The 15,996-nt window shown below is 71.3% G+C and carries 13 protein-coding genes; 10 read left to right on the top strand and 3 right to left on the bottom strand.

The annotated features are described in order from the left end of the window. Positions 1-110: 110 nt before the first annotated feature. Positions 111-1,064 carry a beta-ketoacyl-ACP synthase III gene (locus JOF43_RS00395; RefSeq protein WP_209897766.1) on the top strand — a complete coding sequence of 318 codons (954 nt, stop codon included), beginning with the start codon at positions 111-113 and terminating at the stop codon, positions 1,062-1,064. A gap of 4 nt (positions 1,065-1,068) precedes the next feature. Here JOF43_RS00395 and JOF43_RS00390 read toward each other — a convergent pair whose 3' ends face one another. Next, the gene (locus tag JOF43_RS00390) at positions 1,069-1,473 is read right to left on the bottom strand and encodes a hypothetical protein (protein WP_209897764.1); all 405 of its coding nucleotides are present in this window, start codon (positions 1,471-1,473) and stop codon (positions 1,069-1,071) included. A 10-nt stretch (positions 1,474-1,483) separates the two neighbouring features. After that, entirely contained in the window at positions 1,484-2,152 is a 669-nt protein-coding gene (locus tag JOF43_RS00385; protein WP_209897762.1) for a VanZ family protein, read from the bottom strand. 367 nt (positions 2,153-2,519) lie between these two features. On the opposite strand from JOF43_RS00385, the gene JOF43_RS00380 reads away from it, so the two are divergent. The 7 genes from JOF43_RS00380 (at position 2,520) to JOF43_RS00350 (ending at position 10,988) form a co-directional block, all read left to right on the top strand. Next, positions 2,520-3,029: a DUF456 domain-containing protein gene (locus JOF43_RS00380; RefSeq protein ID WP_342592051.1), complete on the top strand. Its 510-nt coding sequence runs from the start codon at positions 2,520-2,522 to the stop codon at positions 3,027-3,029. Next, entirely contained in the window at positions 3,026-5,197 is a 2,172-nt protein-coding gene (locus tag JOF43_RS00375; RefSeq protein ID WP_209897759.1) for an ABC transporter ATP-binding protein, read from the top strand. Before JOF43_RS00380 ends, JOF43_RS00375 begins: the two co-directional genes overlap by 4 nt. After that, positions 5,194-7,074, top strand: coding sequence for an ABC transporter ATP-binding protein (locus tag JOF43_RS00370; protein WP_209897757.1), 1,881 nt, complete (start codon positions 5,194-5,196; stop codon positions 7,072-7,074). The genes JOF43_RS00375 and JOF43_RS00370 overlap by 4 nt, the downstream gene beginning before the upstream one ends. 194 nt (positions 7,075-7,268) lie before the next feature. Next, positions 7,269-8,201, top strand: coding sequence for a class I SAM-dependent methyltransferase (locus JOF43_RS00365; RefSeq protein WP_209897755.1), 933 nt, complete (start codon positions 7,269-7,271; stop codon positions 8,199-8,201). 161 nt (positions 8,202-8,362) lie between these two features. Further along, a complete protein-coding gene (locus tag JOF43_RS00360) occupies positions 8,363-9,316 on the top strand; it encodes a WXG100 family type VII secretion target (protein WP_209897753.1) in 954 nt (317 codons plus the stop codon). Positions 9,317-9,420: 104 nt separating this feature from the next. Then, complete coding sequence (locus JOF43_RS00355) at positions 9,421-10,296, top strand: hypothetical protein (protein WP_209897751.1); 876 nt, start codon at positions 9,421-9,423, stop codon at positions 10,294-10,296. Then, positions 10,293-10,988: a hypothetical protein gene (locus JOF43_RS00350; RefSeq protein WP_209897749.1), complete on the top strand. Its 696-nt coding sequence runs from the start codon at positions 10,293-10,295 to the stop codon at positions 10,986-10,988. Before JOF43_RS00355 ends, JOF43_RS00350 begins: the two co-directional genes overlap by 4 nt. 69 nt (positions 10,989-11,057) lie before the next feature. On the opposite strand, the gene JOF43_RS00345 is transcribed toward JOF43_RS00350, so the two are convergent. Further along, positions 11,058-11,753: a DUF6318 family protein gene (locus tag JOF43_RS00345; RefSeq protein ID WP_209897747.1), complete on the bottom strand. Its 696-nt coding sequence runs from the start codon at positions 11,751-11,753 to the stop codon at positions 11,058-11,060. 209 nt (positions 11,754-11,962) lie between these two features. Between JOF43_RS00345 and JOF43_RS00340 the strand changes: the two genes are divergently transcribed. Together JOF43_RS00340 and JOF43_RS00335 are read left to right on the top strand one after the other, a co-directional pair. Beyond that, positions 11,963-13,699, top strand: coding sequence for an ABC transporter ATP-binding protein (locus tag JOF43_RS00340; protein WP_209897745.1), 1,737 nt, complete (start codon positions 11,963-11,965; stop codon positions 13,697-13,699). Then, complete coding sequence (locus JOF43_RS00335) at positions 13,699-15,906, top strand: ABC transporter ATP-binding protein (RefSeq protein WP_245353968.1); 2,208 nt, start codon at positions 13,699-13,701, stop codon at positions 15,904-15,906. The genes JOF43_RS00340 and JOF43_RS00335 overlap by 1 nt, the downstream gene beginning before the upstream one ends. Positions 15,907-15,996 lie beyond the last annotated feature (90 nt).

Below are 15,996 nucleotides of genomic sequence, written 5' to 3'. Positions count from 1 at the left end.
CGCCATGATGGACCCCGCTCGGCATCCCCGCCGGCCGCTCCCCGCTGTGCCCCGCAGGCTGAAACCCGTTGGCTGCGCCCCGCAGACTGCACCCCGCAGGAAGGACCTCCATGACCCCCACCCGGACCGGGTCCACGATCATCGGCATCGGTCATCACCGGCCGGATCGGATCCTCACCAACCGTGACCTCGAAAAGATGGTCGAGACCAGCGACGACTGGATCCGTCGCCGCACCGGGATCGAGGAGCGACGCATCGCCGGCGAGTCCGAGACGGTCGCCGAGATGGCGACCCACGCTGCGCGCGCGGCCCTCGCCGACGCCCGGATCGACCGCTCGGAGGTCACCCAGGTCATCGTCGCGACCTGCTCCGACACCGAGAGGTCCCCGAGCGCGGCCGGTCGCGTCGCCCATGCGCTCGGCCTCTCCGCCCCCGCAGCCTTCGACATCGGTGCCGCCTGCTCCGGATTCAGCCACGCCCTCGCCGTCGCCGACCAGGGAATCCGTGCCGGCGCCTCCGGGACGACCCTGGTGATCGGAGCGGAGAAGCTCTCCGCCGTCACCGACTTCACCGATCGCACCACCTGCGTCCTCACCGCGGACGGCGCCGGCGCCGTGGTCCTGCGTGCGGTCGAGGATCCCGGTGTGTTCCCGGTCGTGTGGGGCACCGTCCCGGATCTCGTCGAAGCGGTGACCATCAGCCCGCCGGACGGGTTCTTCGCCCAGGACGGGCGCAAGGTGCTCGGATGGGCCCTGCGGGACGCACCGGTCATCGCCCGCCAGGTGGTCGAGGCAGCCGGTCTGCAGATGTCGGATATCGACGTCTTCGTGCCGCACCAGGCGAACCTGCGGATGATCGAGCCGCTCGCCGAGTCGCTCGGACTGCGCGAGGACACGATCGTCGCCGACGACGTCACGACCTCCGGGAACACCTCCGCCGCCACCATCCCGCTGGCGATCTCACGGATGCGCGAGGCCGGCCGTCTCCCCGCCGGTGCCACCGCGCTGCTGATCGGCTTCGGGGGCGGATTCTCCTACGCGGGACAGGTCGTGCGTCTGCCTTGACGGCTCACCGGGCGAGCTCGGCGATGTCCTGGGGCATGCCCTCGCTGCCGGGGACTTTCGCCCAGGTCCCGTCGTCCTGCCGGTGCACGCTGGCGTTCCCGTGATCGGCCGAGAGCACCCACAGCACGTCCGCTCCCCGCTCCCACACCACACCGGGCACGTACCGGTTCACGTGGCCGAGATCGTCGGTCCACACCTCGATGCCCTCGGCGTCCCGGATCGTCGGATGCAGCTCGACGCCGTCGGGAACCAGCGCCGCCGTGAAGTCGCCGGACGCACTGGTGACCGGATGCTCCTGCGTGGCCAGGCGCTCGTCGGTCTCCCTGGACGTGCATCCTGCCGCGACTCCCGCCGCGAACAGGCCGACGGCCGTCAGCAGGGATCGCCTGCTGGTCCACGTCCTCGACATGCCGTTCGCCTCAGTGCCGCGCGTCCCGGTCGGGAACGTCCACGTGCTGACGATCCCACGCATCCTCGACGTCCAGCGGGCGCTCGTGCACGAACAGCGGCACGCCGAGCCGGGTCAGCCACGGCGCGACCAGCGCCCCCAGCAGCGCTCCCAGCGAGTTGGCGAAGACGTCGTCGATGTCGGCGATCCGCACCCCGCACGGGTACAGCCCCCAGGCGCCGGTGTACTGGGTGGCCTCGATCAGCACCGACAGCATCACCCCGATCGCCAGCGAGGTGGTGGCATCCAGCCGGAACACCCCGCGCAGCACCGCTCCGAGCGGCATGAACAGCACGACGTTCGCCGCCAGCTGCAGCAACGGCCAGCTGACCAGCAGGCCCGGCAAGGACGTGCCCTCGGCGCGCACCTCGAGGATCTCCCCGATGGTGCTGAAGGGGTAGGGTCGCAGCTCGCCGCCCGTCCGGTTGCTGCAGGTCTCCGCGATCTCGTAGGCGGGAGCGACGGTCAGCCCGGCCAGGCCCATGGTGTAGATGCAGATGACGGCCACACCGACCAGCCGCAGCGGCCGCACGCTGCCGAAACGTCGGCGCTGCAGCAGTACGGCAGGGGCCAGGATGAGGACGAAGAGGCCGAGGCCTCCGACCACCCCGACCACGCCCAGGCGCAGGAACTCGCTCACGAGGGGAACGCTACGGCGCGCGCCTCTGAGCGGCCACAGCGGGGTCGGGGAATGCACACCACCTCCACCCGGCGGACACGTGCAGGTCTTCTCAGCAGGTCTTTCGAGGGCCCTCGCGGCCTTGAGGCGTGACGCCCCTCACGCCGAGCGGCCGGGCCCTGCTCCACCTGCGGTATGCCGAGGGGTCGCACCCCTGGGTCCGTCCCGGCACCGGGTGGTCCACCGATCCGCGGGAGCGGGCCGGGTAGAGGGCAGTTCCTTGAGCGGTTCACCGCGCGTCGGCCCCGCCGATAGGATGGTCAAGGCCCGGTACAGCGCTTCCCCGTCGGCCGCTCGCGCCCGCACCCCTGCTTCTCCCGGAGGACCCGTGGACTCCCTCACCGTCCAGATCATCGTGACCGTGCTGGTCGCTCTGGCGTACATCGTCGGACTGGTCGGGATCATCGTGCCCGTGCTGCCGGGCACGATCACCCTGGTGATCGCGACGCTGATCTGGGCGATCGTCGCCGGCGGCTGGACCTCCTGGGTGGCGTTCGGGATCATCCTCGTCCTCGGCGCGATCGGCATGACCACGAGCTACGTCCTCACTGGGCGCACCCTGCACAAGGCCGAGGTCCCGATGTGGCCGATCTACGTCGGCATCGCCAGCGGTATCGTCGGCATCTTCGTGATCCCGTTCCTGGGTCTGCCGATCGGCTTCGTCATCGGGCTGTACGTCGCGGAGGCGCTGCGGCAGAAGGACTGGAGGAAGGGCCTGAGCTCCGCCTGGATCGCGATCAAGGCGCTGGGCCTGGGCATCATGATCGAGTTCTCCCTGGCCATGCTGGCCACGATCGTGTTCGCGATCGCCGTCGTCGTCCACTTCGTCGCGGCATGACCGCGCCCACCCCGCCGTCCGACAGCACCCGATCCGACCCCGCGGCGACCACCACCGCCGACCCCTCGTCGCGCACCGCGCCCCCACCTCCGTCGCCCGCCTCCGCGCGCCCGGTCACGAATCTGGACCGCCCGCACCCCGCGGTGCTGGTCCCGGGCCTGAAGCGCCTGCTCACGGGGGCGCGGGAGCAGCGCACCTGGTTCATCCTGGCGGTGCTCGGCGCCACCGCCTTCGCGCTGCTGCAGATCGCCACGTCCTCGATCATCGGTCGCGTCACCGAGGACGTCATCGTCCCGTCCTTCCTCCGCGGCGCCCCGGAGGTCGGCCTGGTCCTCGCCGGCGGCCTCGCCATCCTCGGCATCGCCGTGGTCCGCGCCGTCTCGGTGATGGCACGCCGCGTGTTCGCCGCCGCCGCCCAGTTCGACCTGTTCGGCCTCTACCGCGAGCGCCTGGCCGCGGTGTACGCGAAGGTGCCGCTGCTGTGGCACCGCCGCCAGTCCACCGGCACGCTGCTGAGTTCGGTGTACTCCGACGTCGAGGCAACGTTCTTCGCGATGGCGCCGTTCCCCTTCGCGCTGTCCACGATCGTGATGCTGGTGTACGCCACGATCGTCGTCGCCCGCATCGATCCCGTGATCCTGCTGGTCATGCTCGCGCTGATCGTGCTGCTGATCATCCTCAACGTGCTGCTGCAACGGTTCGCGACCCCGATCGCCGTCCGCTCCCAGCAGCTGCGCGCCGAAGTCGCCGAGATCGCCCACGAGTCCTTCGACGGCGCGAACGTGGTGAAGTCCCTGGGCCGCGAGGACGTCGAGGAGGAGCGGTTCGACCGGGCGGCCGACGACCTGCGCGAGGCCGGCATCCGCTTCGGCTACGTGCGCGGCTGGTTCGACCCGATGATCGACGCCCTGCCCAACCTCGGCATCCTCGCCGTCGCGGTGCTCGGCGCCTGGCGCATCGGCGACGGCCACCTGACCACCGGGCAGCTGGTCGAGGTGTCCTACCTGTTCACGCTGATGTCACTGCCGATCCGCTCCTTCGGGTGGGTGCTCGGGGACCTCTCCCGCACCGTGGTCGGCGGCGGTCGCGTCCAGCAGATCCTCGACGTCACCGAGGAGCGCACCTACGGTCCCGACCCGCTGCCCGACGGGCCCGGCGTGCTCGCCCTGGACGAGGTCTCCTTCATCTACCGCGACGACCCCGCCGAGGTCATCCTGGGCCGCGGGACGAGCACCGAGGACCACGTGCGCACCTCCGAGGCGCTGCACGAGGTCACCCTGCGCGCCGATCCCGAGGGCGGCACCCGCGTGCTCGCAGTCGTCGGCGCCACCGGCTCCGGCAAGTCAACGCTCGCCCTGCTCACGGCGGGCCTCGTCCACCCCACCTCCGGTGCGGTCCGCCTCGACGGCGCGGACCTGCGCTCCCTGACGGCCGACGCCCTGACCGCCGATGTCGCCCTCGTGCTGCAGCAGGCCTTCGTGTTCGACGAGACGGTGCGCTGGAACGTCACCCTCGGTGACGACATCGACGAGGAGACCGTCCGCTGGGCCCTGCGGGTGGCCCAGGCCGAAGCCTTCGTCGATACCCTGACCGACGGGCTGGACACCCAGCTGGGGGAGCGCGGCGGTTCGCTGTCCGGCGGCCAGCGCCAACGCATCGCCCTGGCCCGTGCACTCGCGCGCCGACCGCGCCTGCTGATCCTCGACGACGCGACCAGCGCCTGTGACCCGAGCGTGGAGCTGGCGATCCTCGACGGCATCCGCCGCGAGATGACCGCCTCCACGCTGCTGCTGATCGCCTACCGCAAGTCCACGATCTCCCTCGCGGACCAGATCGTCTTCCTCGACCACGGCCACGTCGCCGCCGCCGGCACCCACGAGCACCTGCGCCAGGCCGACGCGCGCTACCGCTCCCTGGTCGATGCCTACGACGAGGCCGCGATCAGCCACAACCTGCTGGAGTCCTCCGGCCCGCAGCCCAGCGACGGCCCCGACCCCTCGGTCGCGGTGCCCGCCGAGCGTGCCCGCACCGTCGCCGACGCGGTCGAACGCCACGGCACCAGCCGCTACCGCCACGAGGACGACACCGCCGTGGCCGACGACTGCGAGGCCGACCGAGAGGAAGACCGAGAGGAAAGAGCCGACGACGAGCGGGAGGAGGGCCGATGACCGCCGCTCCCGCCCGCGACTCCTCACGACTGGGCACCGAGGTCGCGACCGACGAGTCCGCCCTGCACACCGTCCGCCGCGGGCTCTCGCTGACCCCCGACGCCCTGCACGGCCTGTGGATCACGATCCTGCTCGCCGTCATCGCCACCGCCGGCAAGGTGGTGGTCCCGATCGCGGTGCAGGCCATCCTCGACCGCGGCATCATCGCGCCCGAGACGCCGGACGTCGCCTTCGTCGCCGGTGCCGCGGGACTGGCGGCCTTCGTGCTGCTGGCCACGGCGACCTGCAACATCGTCATGAACCGGCGACTGTTCCGCCTGGCCGAGACCTCGCTGGCGACCCTGCGCAAGCGCGCGTTCCGCCACATCCACGACCTGTCCCTGCTCACCCAGGGCACCGAGCAGCGTGGCGCCCTGGTCTCCCGCGTGACCAGCGACGTCGACACCGTCAGCCAGTTCATGAGCTTCGGCGGCATCATGCTGGTGGTGATGAGCATGCAGCTCGTCCTCGCCACCGCGGTGATGGTCTTCTACTCCTGGCCGCTGGCGATCGTGGTGTGGATCTGCTACTTGCCGATCCTGCTGGTCATGGGCACGCTGCAGCGCCGCATCCGGGTCCGCTTCCAGCAGGTGCGCACCGAGGTCGGGCGGATGCTCGGCGCCGTCTCGGAGGCCCTGGTCGGCTCCGCCACCGTGCGCGCCTACGGCGTCGAGGCCCGCACCCGTGGCACCCAGACCGCTCGCGTCCGCGACGTGCGCGACGCCCAGTTCTCCGTGCTGAAACCCCAGTCGGCCTCCTTCTTCCTCTCGGAGACCGCCGACGGGCTGGCCACCGCCGTCGTCGTCGTGGTCGGCATCCTGCTGGGCACCGAGGCGCTGGGGATCTCGCTGTCGGGCGCGGACCTCACCGCCGGCGGCGTGATCGCCTTCGTCTTCCTGGTCTCCCTGTTCAGCCAGCCCGTGCGCATGGGCATCGAGATGCTGATGCAGGCGCAGAACGCCGTGGCCGGCTGGCGGCGCGTGCTCGGCGTGCTCGACACCCCGGCCGACGTCGCCGATCCCGGCGGGGCTCTGGACCCCCGCACCGGCATCCGCTCCGCGCCCGTGGCCGGCGCGACGCCGCTGCCGGAGGGCCTGCTGGACATCGAGATCCGCGACCTGCGCTATTCCTACCCGACCGGGCCCGAGGTGCTGCACGGCATCAGCGTCGACATCCCCGCCCGCAGCCGCATCGCGATCGTCGGGGAGACGGGCAGCGGCAAGACCACCTTCGCCAAGCTGCTGACCCGCATGATGGACCCGGCCGGCGGCGAGCTCTCGATCGGCGGGATCCCGCTGCACCTGATCCCGTACTCCTCGCTGCGCTCGCGCGTGATCATGGTGCCGCAGGAGGGGTTCCTCTTCGACACCACGGTCGCCGGCAACCTGGCCTACGGCGCCCCCGACGCCACCGCGGCGGACATGCGTCGCGCCCTGGACGAGCTGGGACTGGGCACCTGGGCCGACGAGCTGCCCGAGGGCCTGGACACCCCCGTCGGCCAGCGCGGCGAGTCCCTGAGCGCGGGGGAGCGGCAGCTGGTGGCGCTGGCTCGCGCCTACCTCGCCGATCCCGACGTGATCGTGCTCGACGAGGCCACCAGCGCCGTGGACCCGGCGGCCGACGTGCGGCTCCAGCAGGCGATCGACGGCCTCGCCCGCGGCCGCACCACGATCACCATCGCCCATCGGCTCTCCACCGCGGAGCGGGCGGACCGGATCATGGTGCTCGACCACGGCGACCTCGTCGAGCACGGCACCCATGACGAGCTGGTCGAGCTCACCGGCGGCATCTACGCTGGACTGCACCGCTCCTGGGTGGCTCACCGCCGGTCGCGCTGAGCGGCGAGGCCCCGTGGGTCCGGGACCTTCTTCGGGCGCGGACGGCGAGCGGAGGGCTCGAGGGCTGCTCCTGCCCGGGGCCGCGTTCCCGATCCTCGTGCGGGTCATCGCCGGCGAGATCCCGACCCCCACGTACTGAGCCGCGGTGAGCAGGAGACGGCCGGGGCCGTGGTGCGGGGTTCTAGGATCTTCCTGTGCCAGACTCCTCGACCCCTCCCGATCGGACGCACCCGCCGGTCCCTCCGATCTCGGCGCGCGACGAGCCCCGCTTCGGCAGCGTCGAGCGGAAGGGGGCGCTGGCCGCGGCCTTCCACGACCAGGGCGCGGACTACGACCGCCTGCGTCCGGGGTACCCGGGGCCCGTGCTCGAGGCGATCCTGGCCCGGCTGCCAGGGGAGCGGGCCGACGACGGCGCGACCGTGCACGACGTCGACCCCACAGCGCCCACGGACGTCGCTCTGCCCCCGCGTCCCCGCGCGATCGACCTCGGCGCAGGCACCGGGAAGCTCTCCTGGGCGCTGGTGGAGCGCGGCCTCGACGTCACGGCCGTGGACACCAGCCGCGCCATGCTCGCGGCCGCTCTGCGCCGCGTCCCGACGCCTGCCGCGGGCCCGAACTCGACGCCCGGTCTCCTCGCCACTCACCGCGCCTCGGCCGAGGACACCGGCCTCCCCGCCGCCTCGGCCGAGCTGGTCACCGTCGCCCAGGCCTGGCACTGGTTCGACGCGAGTGCGGCCTCCGAGGAGGTCACGCGACTGCTGGCGCCGGGTGGCGTCCTCGCGCTGGTGTGGAACATGCTCGACGTGACGATCCCGTGGGTGCACCGCCTCTCGCGGATCATGCACGCCGGTGACATCCATCGCGAGGATTTCCTGCCCACCGTCGGCCCCGGCCTCACCCTGCTCGCACGCGGCGTGCACGAGTGGCAGGACCCGATGCCCACCCAGGACATCATCGACCTCGCCCGCACCCGCAGTTACGTCCTCACGGCGACCGAGGAGCGCCGCGATGCAGTGCTCGCCAACCTCGACTGGTACCTGCACGAGCACCTCGGGCACGCCCGCGGCGACGTCGTCGGTCTCCCGTACCGCACCGACTGGTTCCTCTACCGGCCGACGGAGGCCTGAGCGGACCGATCACCCGAGCGGATCACCGCGCGCTGCGTGCCCGATCGGAGCGCCCCGGAACCATGGGGAGTGCTCCCCATGGTCCCGCGGCGCGGAGCGCACTAGGGTCAGGACGCATCAGAGCGTCCGCGAGCGCGGACCCGAGCGGTCAGGGGACAGGGATGAGCGGCTTCTTCGGCGCGGACACCGAGGCGCTTCGCGAGCACGCCGACCGGATCCGGACGGGTTCGGGGCGGCTCGAGGATCTCCGTGACACCCTCTCCTCGCAGGTCTCCTCCGTCGAATGGGTCGGCCCTGACGCCGACACCTTCCGCGATGACTTCACCGGGCGCGTCTCCGGACTGTTCGACCGGGCCGCCGCCGACCTCGACGCCCGACGCACGGACCTGGAGCAGCACGCCGAGGAGCAGGACCAGGTCAGCGAGCCCGGTGGCGAGGGCGGCGGAGGCGGCGGCGACGGCTCCTTCGGCGACGCCCTCTCCGACCTGCTGGCCAACCCTCTGACCAGCGTGCTCAGCACCGGGCTCACCACCACCCTGGCCGGCCTCTCCGTCTGGGAGGGCATCAAGCAGGGGCGCAACCTGGTCGCACTGCGCCAGGCGATGAACACGGCGGGGGACGCCGCCCGATCCGCCCAGACCTTCATCCGCTCCGGGATGGTCGACGACGCCGCGGGGATGCTCGGCAAGCTCGGCACCGCAGGGCGCTTCCTCGGCGGCGCCGGCGGCGTGTTCAGCATCGCCAGCGGGATCAGCGACATGGTCAACCCGCCGCACGACGGGTGGCGGGGCGTCGGCGATCGCGTCGCGGGTGGGCTCAGCGTCGTCAGCGGCGCCGGCGGGCTCGCCGTCGCACTCGGCGCGGGCGCGGCCCTCGGACCGGTCGGACTGGGCGTCGTCGCCGCCGCGGGCATCGGCGCCGGACTGTGGGCGGCAGGCAATGCGATCTACGACAACTGGGACTCGATCACCTCCTTCGCCGGGGACGCCGCCGGTGCCGTCGGCGACTTCGCCAGCGACGCGGGTGACGCCGTCGGCGAAGCGGCCGACGCCGTGGGGGACGCGGTCGGAGACGCGACCGATGCGGTCGGCGACTTCGTCGGCGGGATCTTCTGAGCCGAGGACCACGAGTTCCATCACCCGGGCGGCGGCCCCCGGCACGGGAGCCGGAGGGTCCGCGCCGGGGTGCGTGCCCTCGACCTTCTGCGTAGTCTTCGACCATGACTTCCGCACCGCAGCAGGGTTCGAGCGCGCCGAGCTTCTCCGCCGACGACGTCCGGATCGCGACCGAACTGCTCAGCCGGCCCCTCACCGAGCCGGTCACCGAGATCGTCACCCTCACCGATGAGGAGCTCACTGCCCTCGACGGCCTGCAGCACGAGTCGCTGACGCCGACCCCCTGGCTCTCCGAGAGCGCGGTGCAGCAGGCCGATCGTGCCCTCGCCACCAGCGCCGCGATGCGCTCGATGATGGCGCGCGGCATCGTCGCCTCGAGCACCGTCGTGGACCCCCGACGGTACGAGGAGGGCAGCCACGAGCCGGCACGGATGCTCGCCGTCCCCGAGCTCCAGGGGGTGGCAGTCCTGCGCCGCACCTCGGACGCGGTGATCATCGCCGAGCGCCGCACGGAACGGGGCACCGCCTACGGCTACTTCTACGTCTTCCACGTCGACGGCGGCGTGCGCGTGCTGTGGGAGGCCTTCGACGCCGACGGCTTCCACCTGTTCTTCCTGCTGGAGGGCGACGTCCTGGCGGAGCAGCTGATCGCTTTCGTCGACCCGATCGGTGGGATCGGCGAGGCAGACGGGGAGGTCGAGGAGGTCCCCGCCGCGCAGTTCGGCGAGAGTCCGACGGCTGCCCGCCTGGCCGGGGCACGTGCCGTCACCACCGTCCTCGTCCTGCACCGCGAGGCCGGGGACCCGGCGGGCTTCACCCTCCTGGCCACTCCCGAGGCGGTCGAGCTGATGGAGACCGACGCGGAGGGCGACGAGGCCGTCCAACGGGTCGGCGCCGTCTCCCGGCAGTCCCTGACGGCGATCCTCGAGGACGTGGTCGCCGGCACCGCTCCCGAGGCCGACCCGGCCGCGCCGCAGTGAGCGCGCGCTCCGCTGCGCGCCGTCATCAGGACGAGCTCGGCGCGGTGCTCGCCGTCCACGCCGACCGTCCAGGCCCGGTGGTCATCGGCCTGTTCGTGCTGGTCTGGGCACTCTTCTCCGGGCTCACCCTGATCGCGCCGGGGGAGTCCCCGGTGCTCGCGCTGGCCCCGACGGTCGTGTTCGCGCTGCTGGCCGCGGCGATCCTGGTGCTCGTCAGCGGGGAACGGCTCGTGGTGTGCGAGCGGGGACTGCTGGTCGGCTCGGTCGCCCCCGGTATGCGCCCCTACGCGGTCCGCTACGACCAGATCGTCCCCGGCAGCCTGGTCCCCGTCACCGGAGCGCGCCGCTACGGACGCGAGACCGGGACCGGCGGCTTCCCGCAGTCCACGGTGCGGCGCTCGGCCTGGACCCGCCGCGGCCTCCACCTGGTCGGCCCCTCCGCGGCCGAGGCCCGCCGCCGTCGCGCGGTGATCGCGTCCCTGCAGGACCCGCCGCCGCGGTCGGTCGACGGTCGCTGGGTGTGGTTCGTCGGCGTCGGATCCACGGCACCGGAGCAGGTCGCCGCACAGATCGCCCGGGCGGCCGAGGCCGCGGGAGCCGTCCCCCTCGCCCGCTCGATGGCCGCGGCACCGGTCCGGGAGCTCAGCGGGGACCCCGCCGACGCCGCCCGGCACCTGCCTGGCCTGCCCTGACCCGCGGCACCACCTGCTGGATCAGTCGCGCACGTCCGCCCTTGCCTGCTTCAGCGGCCCTGCCGGCGCTCAGCCTGCCGCGCCTCCGGCGTCGGAGGCCCCGCCGCCGGTACCGCCGCCCTCCGGGGCGATGCTCATATCGGTCACGCGCCAGCGGTCGCCGTCCCAGGCGATCTGGGCGACCAGCTGACCGGAGACCTCGTCGAGGCGGCTCGCCTGCAGGTTCGGGTCATCGACCAGAACGCTGGCCTCCTGGGTGAAGTCCGCGGTGACCTCTCCGCTCGCGGGCGGCTCCCCGGTGCCCTCGAAGCTCGCCGAATGCACCTCGAAATCGCCGTCGACCAGGTAGCCGCCCTGGTCCGCGAGCAGCTGGGCATTGTCGAGGAAGGTCGCGCACACCTGGCACTGGGGATCCACGGAGTCCTCCCACACGGAGACGTCCCCGCTGCTCATCATGTAGCTGTAGGACTCCAGCAGGTAGGTCAGCGTCGCCTCGGCACCCTCCGAGCTCTGCTCCGTCAGCCCCGCGGGCTCCTCGGGGCGGGGCAGCTCGGGGCGCGGCGGCTGGTCGTCGGGGTCGGCCGTCGGCCGATTCTCCGGGTTCTCGGGATTCTCAGCGTTCTCAGCACCCTGCGAGCTCTCGGCCGCCTGCTGCTCCTCCTCGTCCTGGGGCCCGAACACGGAGCTGAGCCCGATCGCGCCGAGCGGGATCACCAGGACGAGGGCGAGCACGGCGACGATGATGCGTTGGGCAGGTCGATTCACGCCGCCCACGGTAGACGACACACCTCCCTGCGCGGTGAGCGGACGTCGGGGGCATCACCCCGTTCTCCCTCCGGCGCCCCGCCCTCGGTCCCGCCCGCATCCCCCGTCCGGTGGACCGACAGAAGTCTGATGCCGACCGTCCGACCCGAGGTCTATGCTTCGCACGGTGCGCGGCGCGGTGCTGCCCGTGCCGATGACGAAGGAGACCCGTGACCCTGCTGCGACTCGTGCTCAGCGCCCTGAAGCCCTACCGCCTCTGGATCACCCTGGTGGTGATCTTCCAGATCATCGGCGTGCTGGCCGCGCTGTACCTGCCCACCCTGAACGCGGACATCATCGACGACGGCGTCGCCCAGGCCGACATCCCGGTGATCTGGGACCTCGGCCTGCTGATGCTGCTGATCTCCTTCGGCAACATCATCGCGCTGGTGGCCGCGAACTTCTTCGCCGCCCGCTCCGCGATGCGGGTGGGCAAGGACCTGCGCACGACCGTCTTCTCACAGGTCTCCTCCTTCTCCCCCAAGGAGCTCAGCGAGTTCGGCACCCCGTCGCTGATCACCCGTTCCACCAACGACGTCCAGCAGGTGCAGATGCTGGTCTTCTTCTCGCTGAACATGCTGGTGCAGGCCCCGGTCACCGGCATCGGCGGCGTCGTCCTGGCGCTGCGCGTGGAGCCGGGCATGGCCTGGCTGATCGCGGTCATGGTGCCGGTCATGCTGGCGGCCGTCGGCACCCTGATCTTCCGGGCGGCCCCGCTGTTCAAGCAGATGCAGGGCAAGATCGATGACATCAACGGGGTGCTGCGCGAGCAGATCACCGGCATCCGGGTGCTGCGCGCCTTCGTCCGCGAGGACCGTGAGCGCGAACGCTACGGCGTGGTCAACGACCAGCTCACGGACCTGAACCGCCGGATCGGGCTGCTGATGATCCTCATCAACCCGATCATCATGGTCATCCTCAACGTCTCCAGCGTGATGGTGCTGCTGGTGGCCGCGCCTCGCATCGACTCCGGGCAGATGGAGGTCGGCTCGATCACGGCGTTCATCGCCTATCTGATGCAGATCCTCATCGCGGTCATGATGGCCACCTTCATGACCATGATGATCCCGCGCGCGATGGTCTCGGCCGAGCGCATCACCGCCGTGCTCGAGACCGAGACCAGCGTCCACCAGCGCACCGACGGAGTCCGTGCGATCGAAGGCCCCATCGAGCTGACCTTCGAGGACGTCTCCTTCACCTACCCCGGCGCCGAGCGACCGGTGCTCGAGCACATCTCCTTCTCCGCTCGCGCCGGCCAGAGCGTCGCGATCATCGGCGGCACCGGCGCCGGCAAGACCACGCTGATCAACCTGGTGCCGCGGTTGATGGACGCGAGCGAGGGCCGGGTGCTGCTCAATGGCCACGACGTGCGCGATCTCGACGCCCGCGTGCTCTGGGACCAGGTGGGTCTGGTCCCGCAGCGGCCCTACCTGTTCTCCGGAACCATCGCCTCGAACCTGCGCTTCGGCAATCCGGCGGCCGACGAGCAGCAGCTGTGGCACGCGCTGACCGTCGCCCAGGGCCGCGACTTCGTGGCCGCGATGCCCGACGAGCTCGAGTCCCCGATCGCCCAGGGAGGTACGAACGTCTCCGGCGGCCAGCGCCAGCGACTGTGCATCGCGAGGGCGCTGGCGGCGACGCCGTCGCTGTACCTGTTCGACGACTCCTTCAGCGCGCTGGACCTGACCACCGACGCGAAGCTGCGCGCGGCCCTGGTCCCCGAGACCCGTGACGCACTGATGCTGATCGTCGCCCAGCGCGTCACCACCATCACGAACGCGGACCTCATCCTGGTGCTCGACAACGGCCGGATCGTCGACCAAGGCACCCACGATGAGCTGCTCGAGGGCTCGGAGACCTACCAGGAGATCGTCAGGTCCCAGGGCGTCGAGGAGGAGGTGGCCTGATGACGAGTTCTGAGGAGAACGAGGAGAACCCGGAGAACGAGAAGAAGGCACAGAACGCACCTGACCCGGAGGCGTCGGCCTCGCCGGAGGACGCCCCGGCTCCTGCGGGCACCCCCACGCCCGCGACGGCGCCCGCCGGCACTCCCACGGCGGTCGCCACGCCCGCGGCCCCGGCCGGCGACGAGGCGTCGACGGCCGCGGAGATCGCCAGCGAGAAGGACGCCCAACGCGGATTGCGCCCCGGCCAGAGCGCCAAGAATTTCTGGCCCTCGACCAAGCGCCTGGTCCGCGAGATCGGACCGGAGAGCACGTTCCTGGTCCTCGCGATCCTGATCGGCGTGGTCTCGGTGGCGCTCAGCGTCGTCGGCCCCAAGATCCTGGGCCGCGCCACGGACATCATCTTCACTGGGGTGATCTCGAAGAACCTGCCCCCGGGCGCCGATCCGGAGGAGGTGATCGCGCAGACCCGGGCGCGTGGCGAGGAGCAGTTCGCCGAGATGCTCTCGGGGATGACGCTGACCCCCGGCGAGGGCATCGACTTCACCGCGCTGCATCAGACCCTCGCCCTGGCCGTCGGCCTCTTCGTCGCCTCCGGACTGCTGATGTGGCTGCAGGGCGTCGCGCTGAACCGGATCATCTACCGCGTGGTGTACCGGCTGCGCCGCGAGGTCGAGGAGAAGCTGCACCGCCTGCCGCTGAAGTACTTCGACCGGATGAAGCGCGGCGAGATCCTCTCGCGTGTCACCAACGACATCGACAACCTCCAGAACACCCTGATGAACACGGTCACCGGGCTGGTGAACTCGATCCTCACGGTGCTCGGCGTGCTGGTCATGATGCTCACGATCTCCTGGCAGCTCTCGCTGATCGCGCTCGCCGTGATCCCGGTGGCGGTGGTGGTCACCGCGGTGGTGGGCTCGAAGGCGCAGAAGCTGTTCGCCCAGCAGTGGGACGCCACCGGCGTGGTCAACTCCGAGGTCGAGGAGGCCTACACCGGGCACGCGCTGGTCACGGTGTTCGGTCGTCGCCAGCAGGTCGCCGAGCGCTTCGAGGAGCGCAACGAGAAGCTGTTCAGGGCCAGCTTCGGGGCGCAGTTCGTCTCCTCGCTGATCATGCCGCTGATGATGTTCGTGGGGAACCTGTCCTATGTCGTGGTGGCGATCGTCGGCGGTCTCCGCATCGTCTCCGGCCAGCTCACCCTCGGCGACGTGCAGGCCTTCATCCAGTACTCCCGGCAGTTCACGCAGCCGCTGTCCCAGGTCGCCTCGATGGCCACCATGCTGCAGTCCGGTGTGGCCAGCGCCGAGCGGGTCTTCGAGTTGCTGGATGCCGAGGAGCAGCAGCCGGAGACCACGATCGACACCGCCGCCGCCGGCATCGGGGAGGGTCGCGTCGAGTTCGAGCACGTGCGTTTCTCCTACAGCCGCGAGCGGGAGCTGATCCGCGACCTGTCCCTGGTCGCGGACCCCGGCCACACCGTCGCGATCGTCGGCCCCACCGGAGCCGGCAAGACGACGCTGGTGAACCTGGTGATGCGCTTCTACGAGGTCGACGACGGCCGGATCACCATCGACGGGATCGACATCCGCGAACTCACCCGCGCCCAGCTGCGCTCGCGCACCGGAATGGTCCTCCAGGACACCTGGCTGTTCAAGGGCACCCTGCGCGAGAACATCCGCTACGGCCGGCTGGACGCGACCGACGAGGAGGTGCTGGAGGCGGCCCGCGCCACGCACGTGGACGACTTCGCCCGGCAGCTGCCCGACGGGTACGACACGGTGGTGGACGACGACGAGACGACGCTGTCCGCCGGGGAGAAGCAGCTGATGACCATCGCCCGCGCCTTCCTGGCCCGCCCCGATCTGCTGATCCTCGACGAGGCCACCTCGAGCGTGGACACCCGCACCGAGGTGCTGGTGCAGAACGCGATGAACCGGCTGCGGGAGGGGCGGACCTCCTTCGTCATCGCCCACCGGCTCTCCACGATCCGCGACGCGGACCTGATCCTGGTGATGGAGGCCGGCGACATCGTCGAGCAGGGAACCCACGAGCAGCTGCTCGCGGCCGGCGGCGCCTACGCGCGGCTGTACCGCTCGCAGTTCGAGGGCGCCGCGGTGGACATCGACGCCGAGGAGGAGCTGGCCGCCCAGGGGGCGGAGCCCGAGGTCCCCACCGCCACCGGCGGGATCGCCCCGGGCGGGGTGTGAACCACGCCGTCAGCTGAGCTCGACGAGCGCGGCCGGCGAGGCGTCCGCCACGCCGAATTGAATCTATACAACGACATGAATACTATTCAC

Source organism: Brachybacterium sacelli (genome assembly GCF_017876545.1).
Lineage (GTDB): Bacteria > Actinomycetota > Actinomycetes > Actinomycetales > Dermabacteraceae > Brachybacterium > Brachybacterium sacelli.
The sequence above is the reverse complement of the archived record's forward strand: the minus strand, read 5'-3'. Positions and strand labels throughout refer to the sequence as shown.

Bases quoted from the DNA above. Each gene is read 5' to 3' on its own strand.
- JOF43_RS00395 (WP_209897766.1), top strand. From the start codon at position 111: ATGACCCCCACCCGGACCGGGTCCACGATCATCGGCATCGGTCATCAC.
- JOF43_RS00390 (WP_209897764.1), bottom strand. From the start codon at position 1,473: ATGTCGAGGACGTGGACCAGCAGGCGATCCCTGCTGACGGCCGTCGGC.
- JOF43_RS00375 (WP_209897759.1), top strand. From the start codon at position 3,026: ATGACCGCGCCCACCCCGCCGTCCGACAGCACCCGATCCGACCCCGCG.
- JOF43_RS00370 (WP_209897757.1), top strand. From the start codon at position 5,194: ATGACCGCCGCTCCCGCCCGCGACTCCTCACGACTGGGCACCGAGGTC.
- JOF43_RS00360 (WP_209897753.1), top strand. From the start codon at position 8,363: ATGAGCGGCTTCTTCGGCGCGGACACCGAGGCGCTTCGCGAGCACGCC.
- JOF43_RS00355 (WP_209897751.1), top strand. From the start codon at position 9,421: ATGACTTCCGCACCGCAGCAGGGTTCGAGCGCGCCGAGCTTCTCCGCC.
- JOF43_RS00335 (WP_245353968.1), top strand. From the start codon at position 13,699: ATGACGAGTTCTGAGGAGAACGAGGAGAACCCGGAGAACGAGAAGAAG.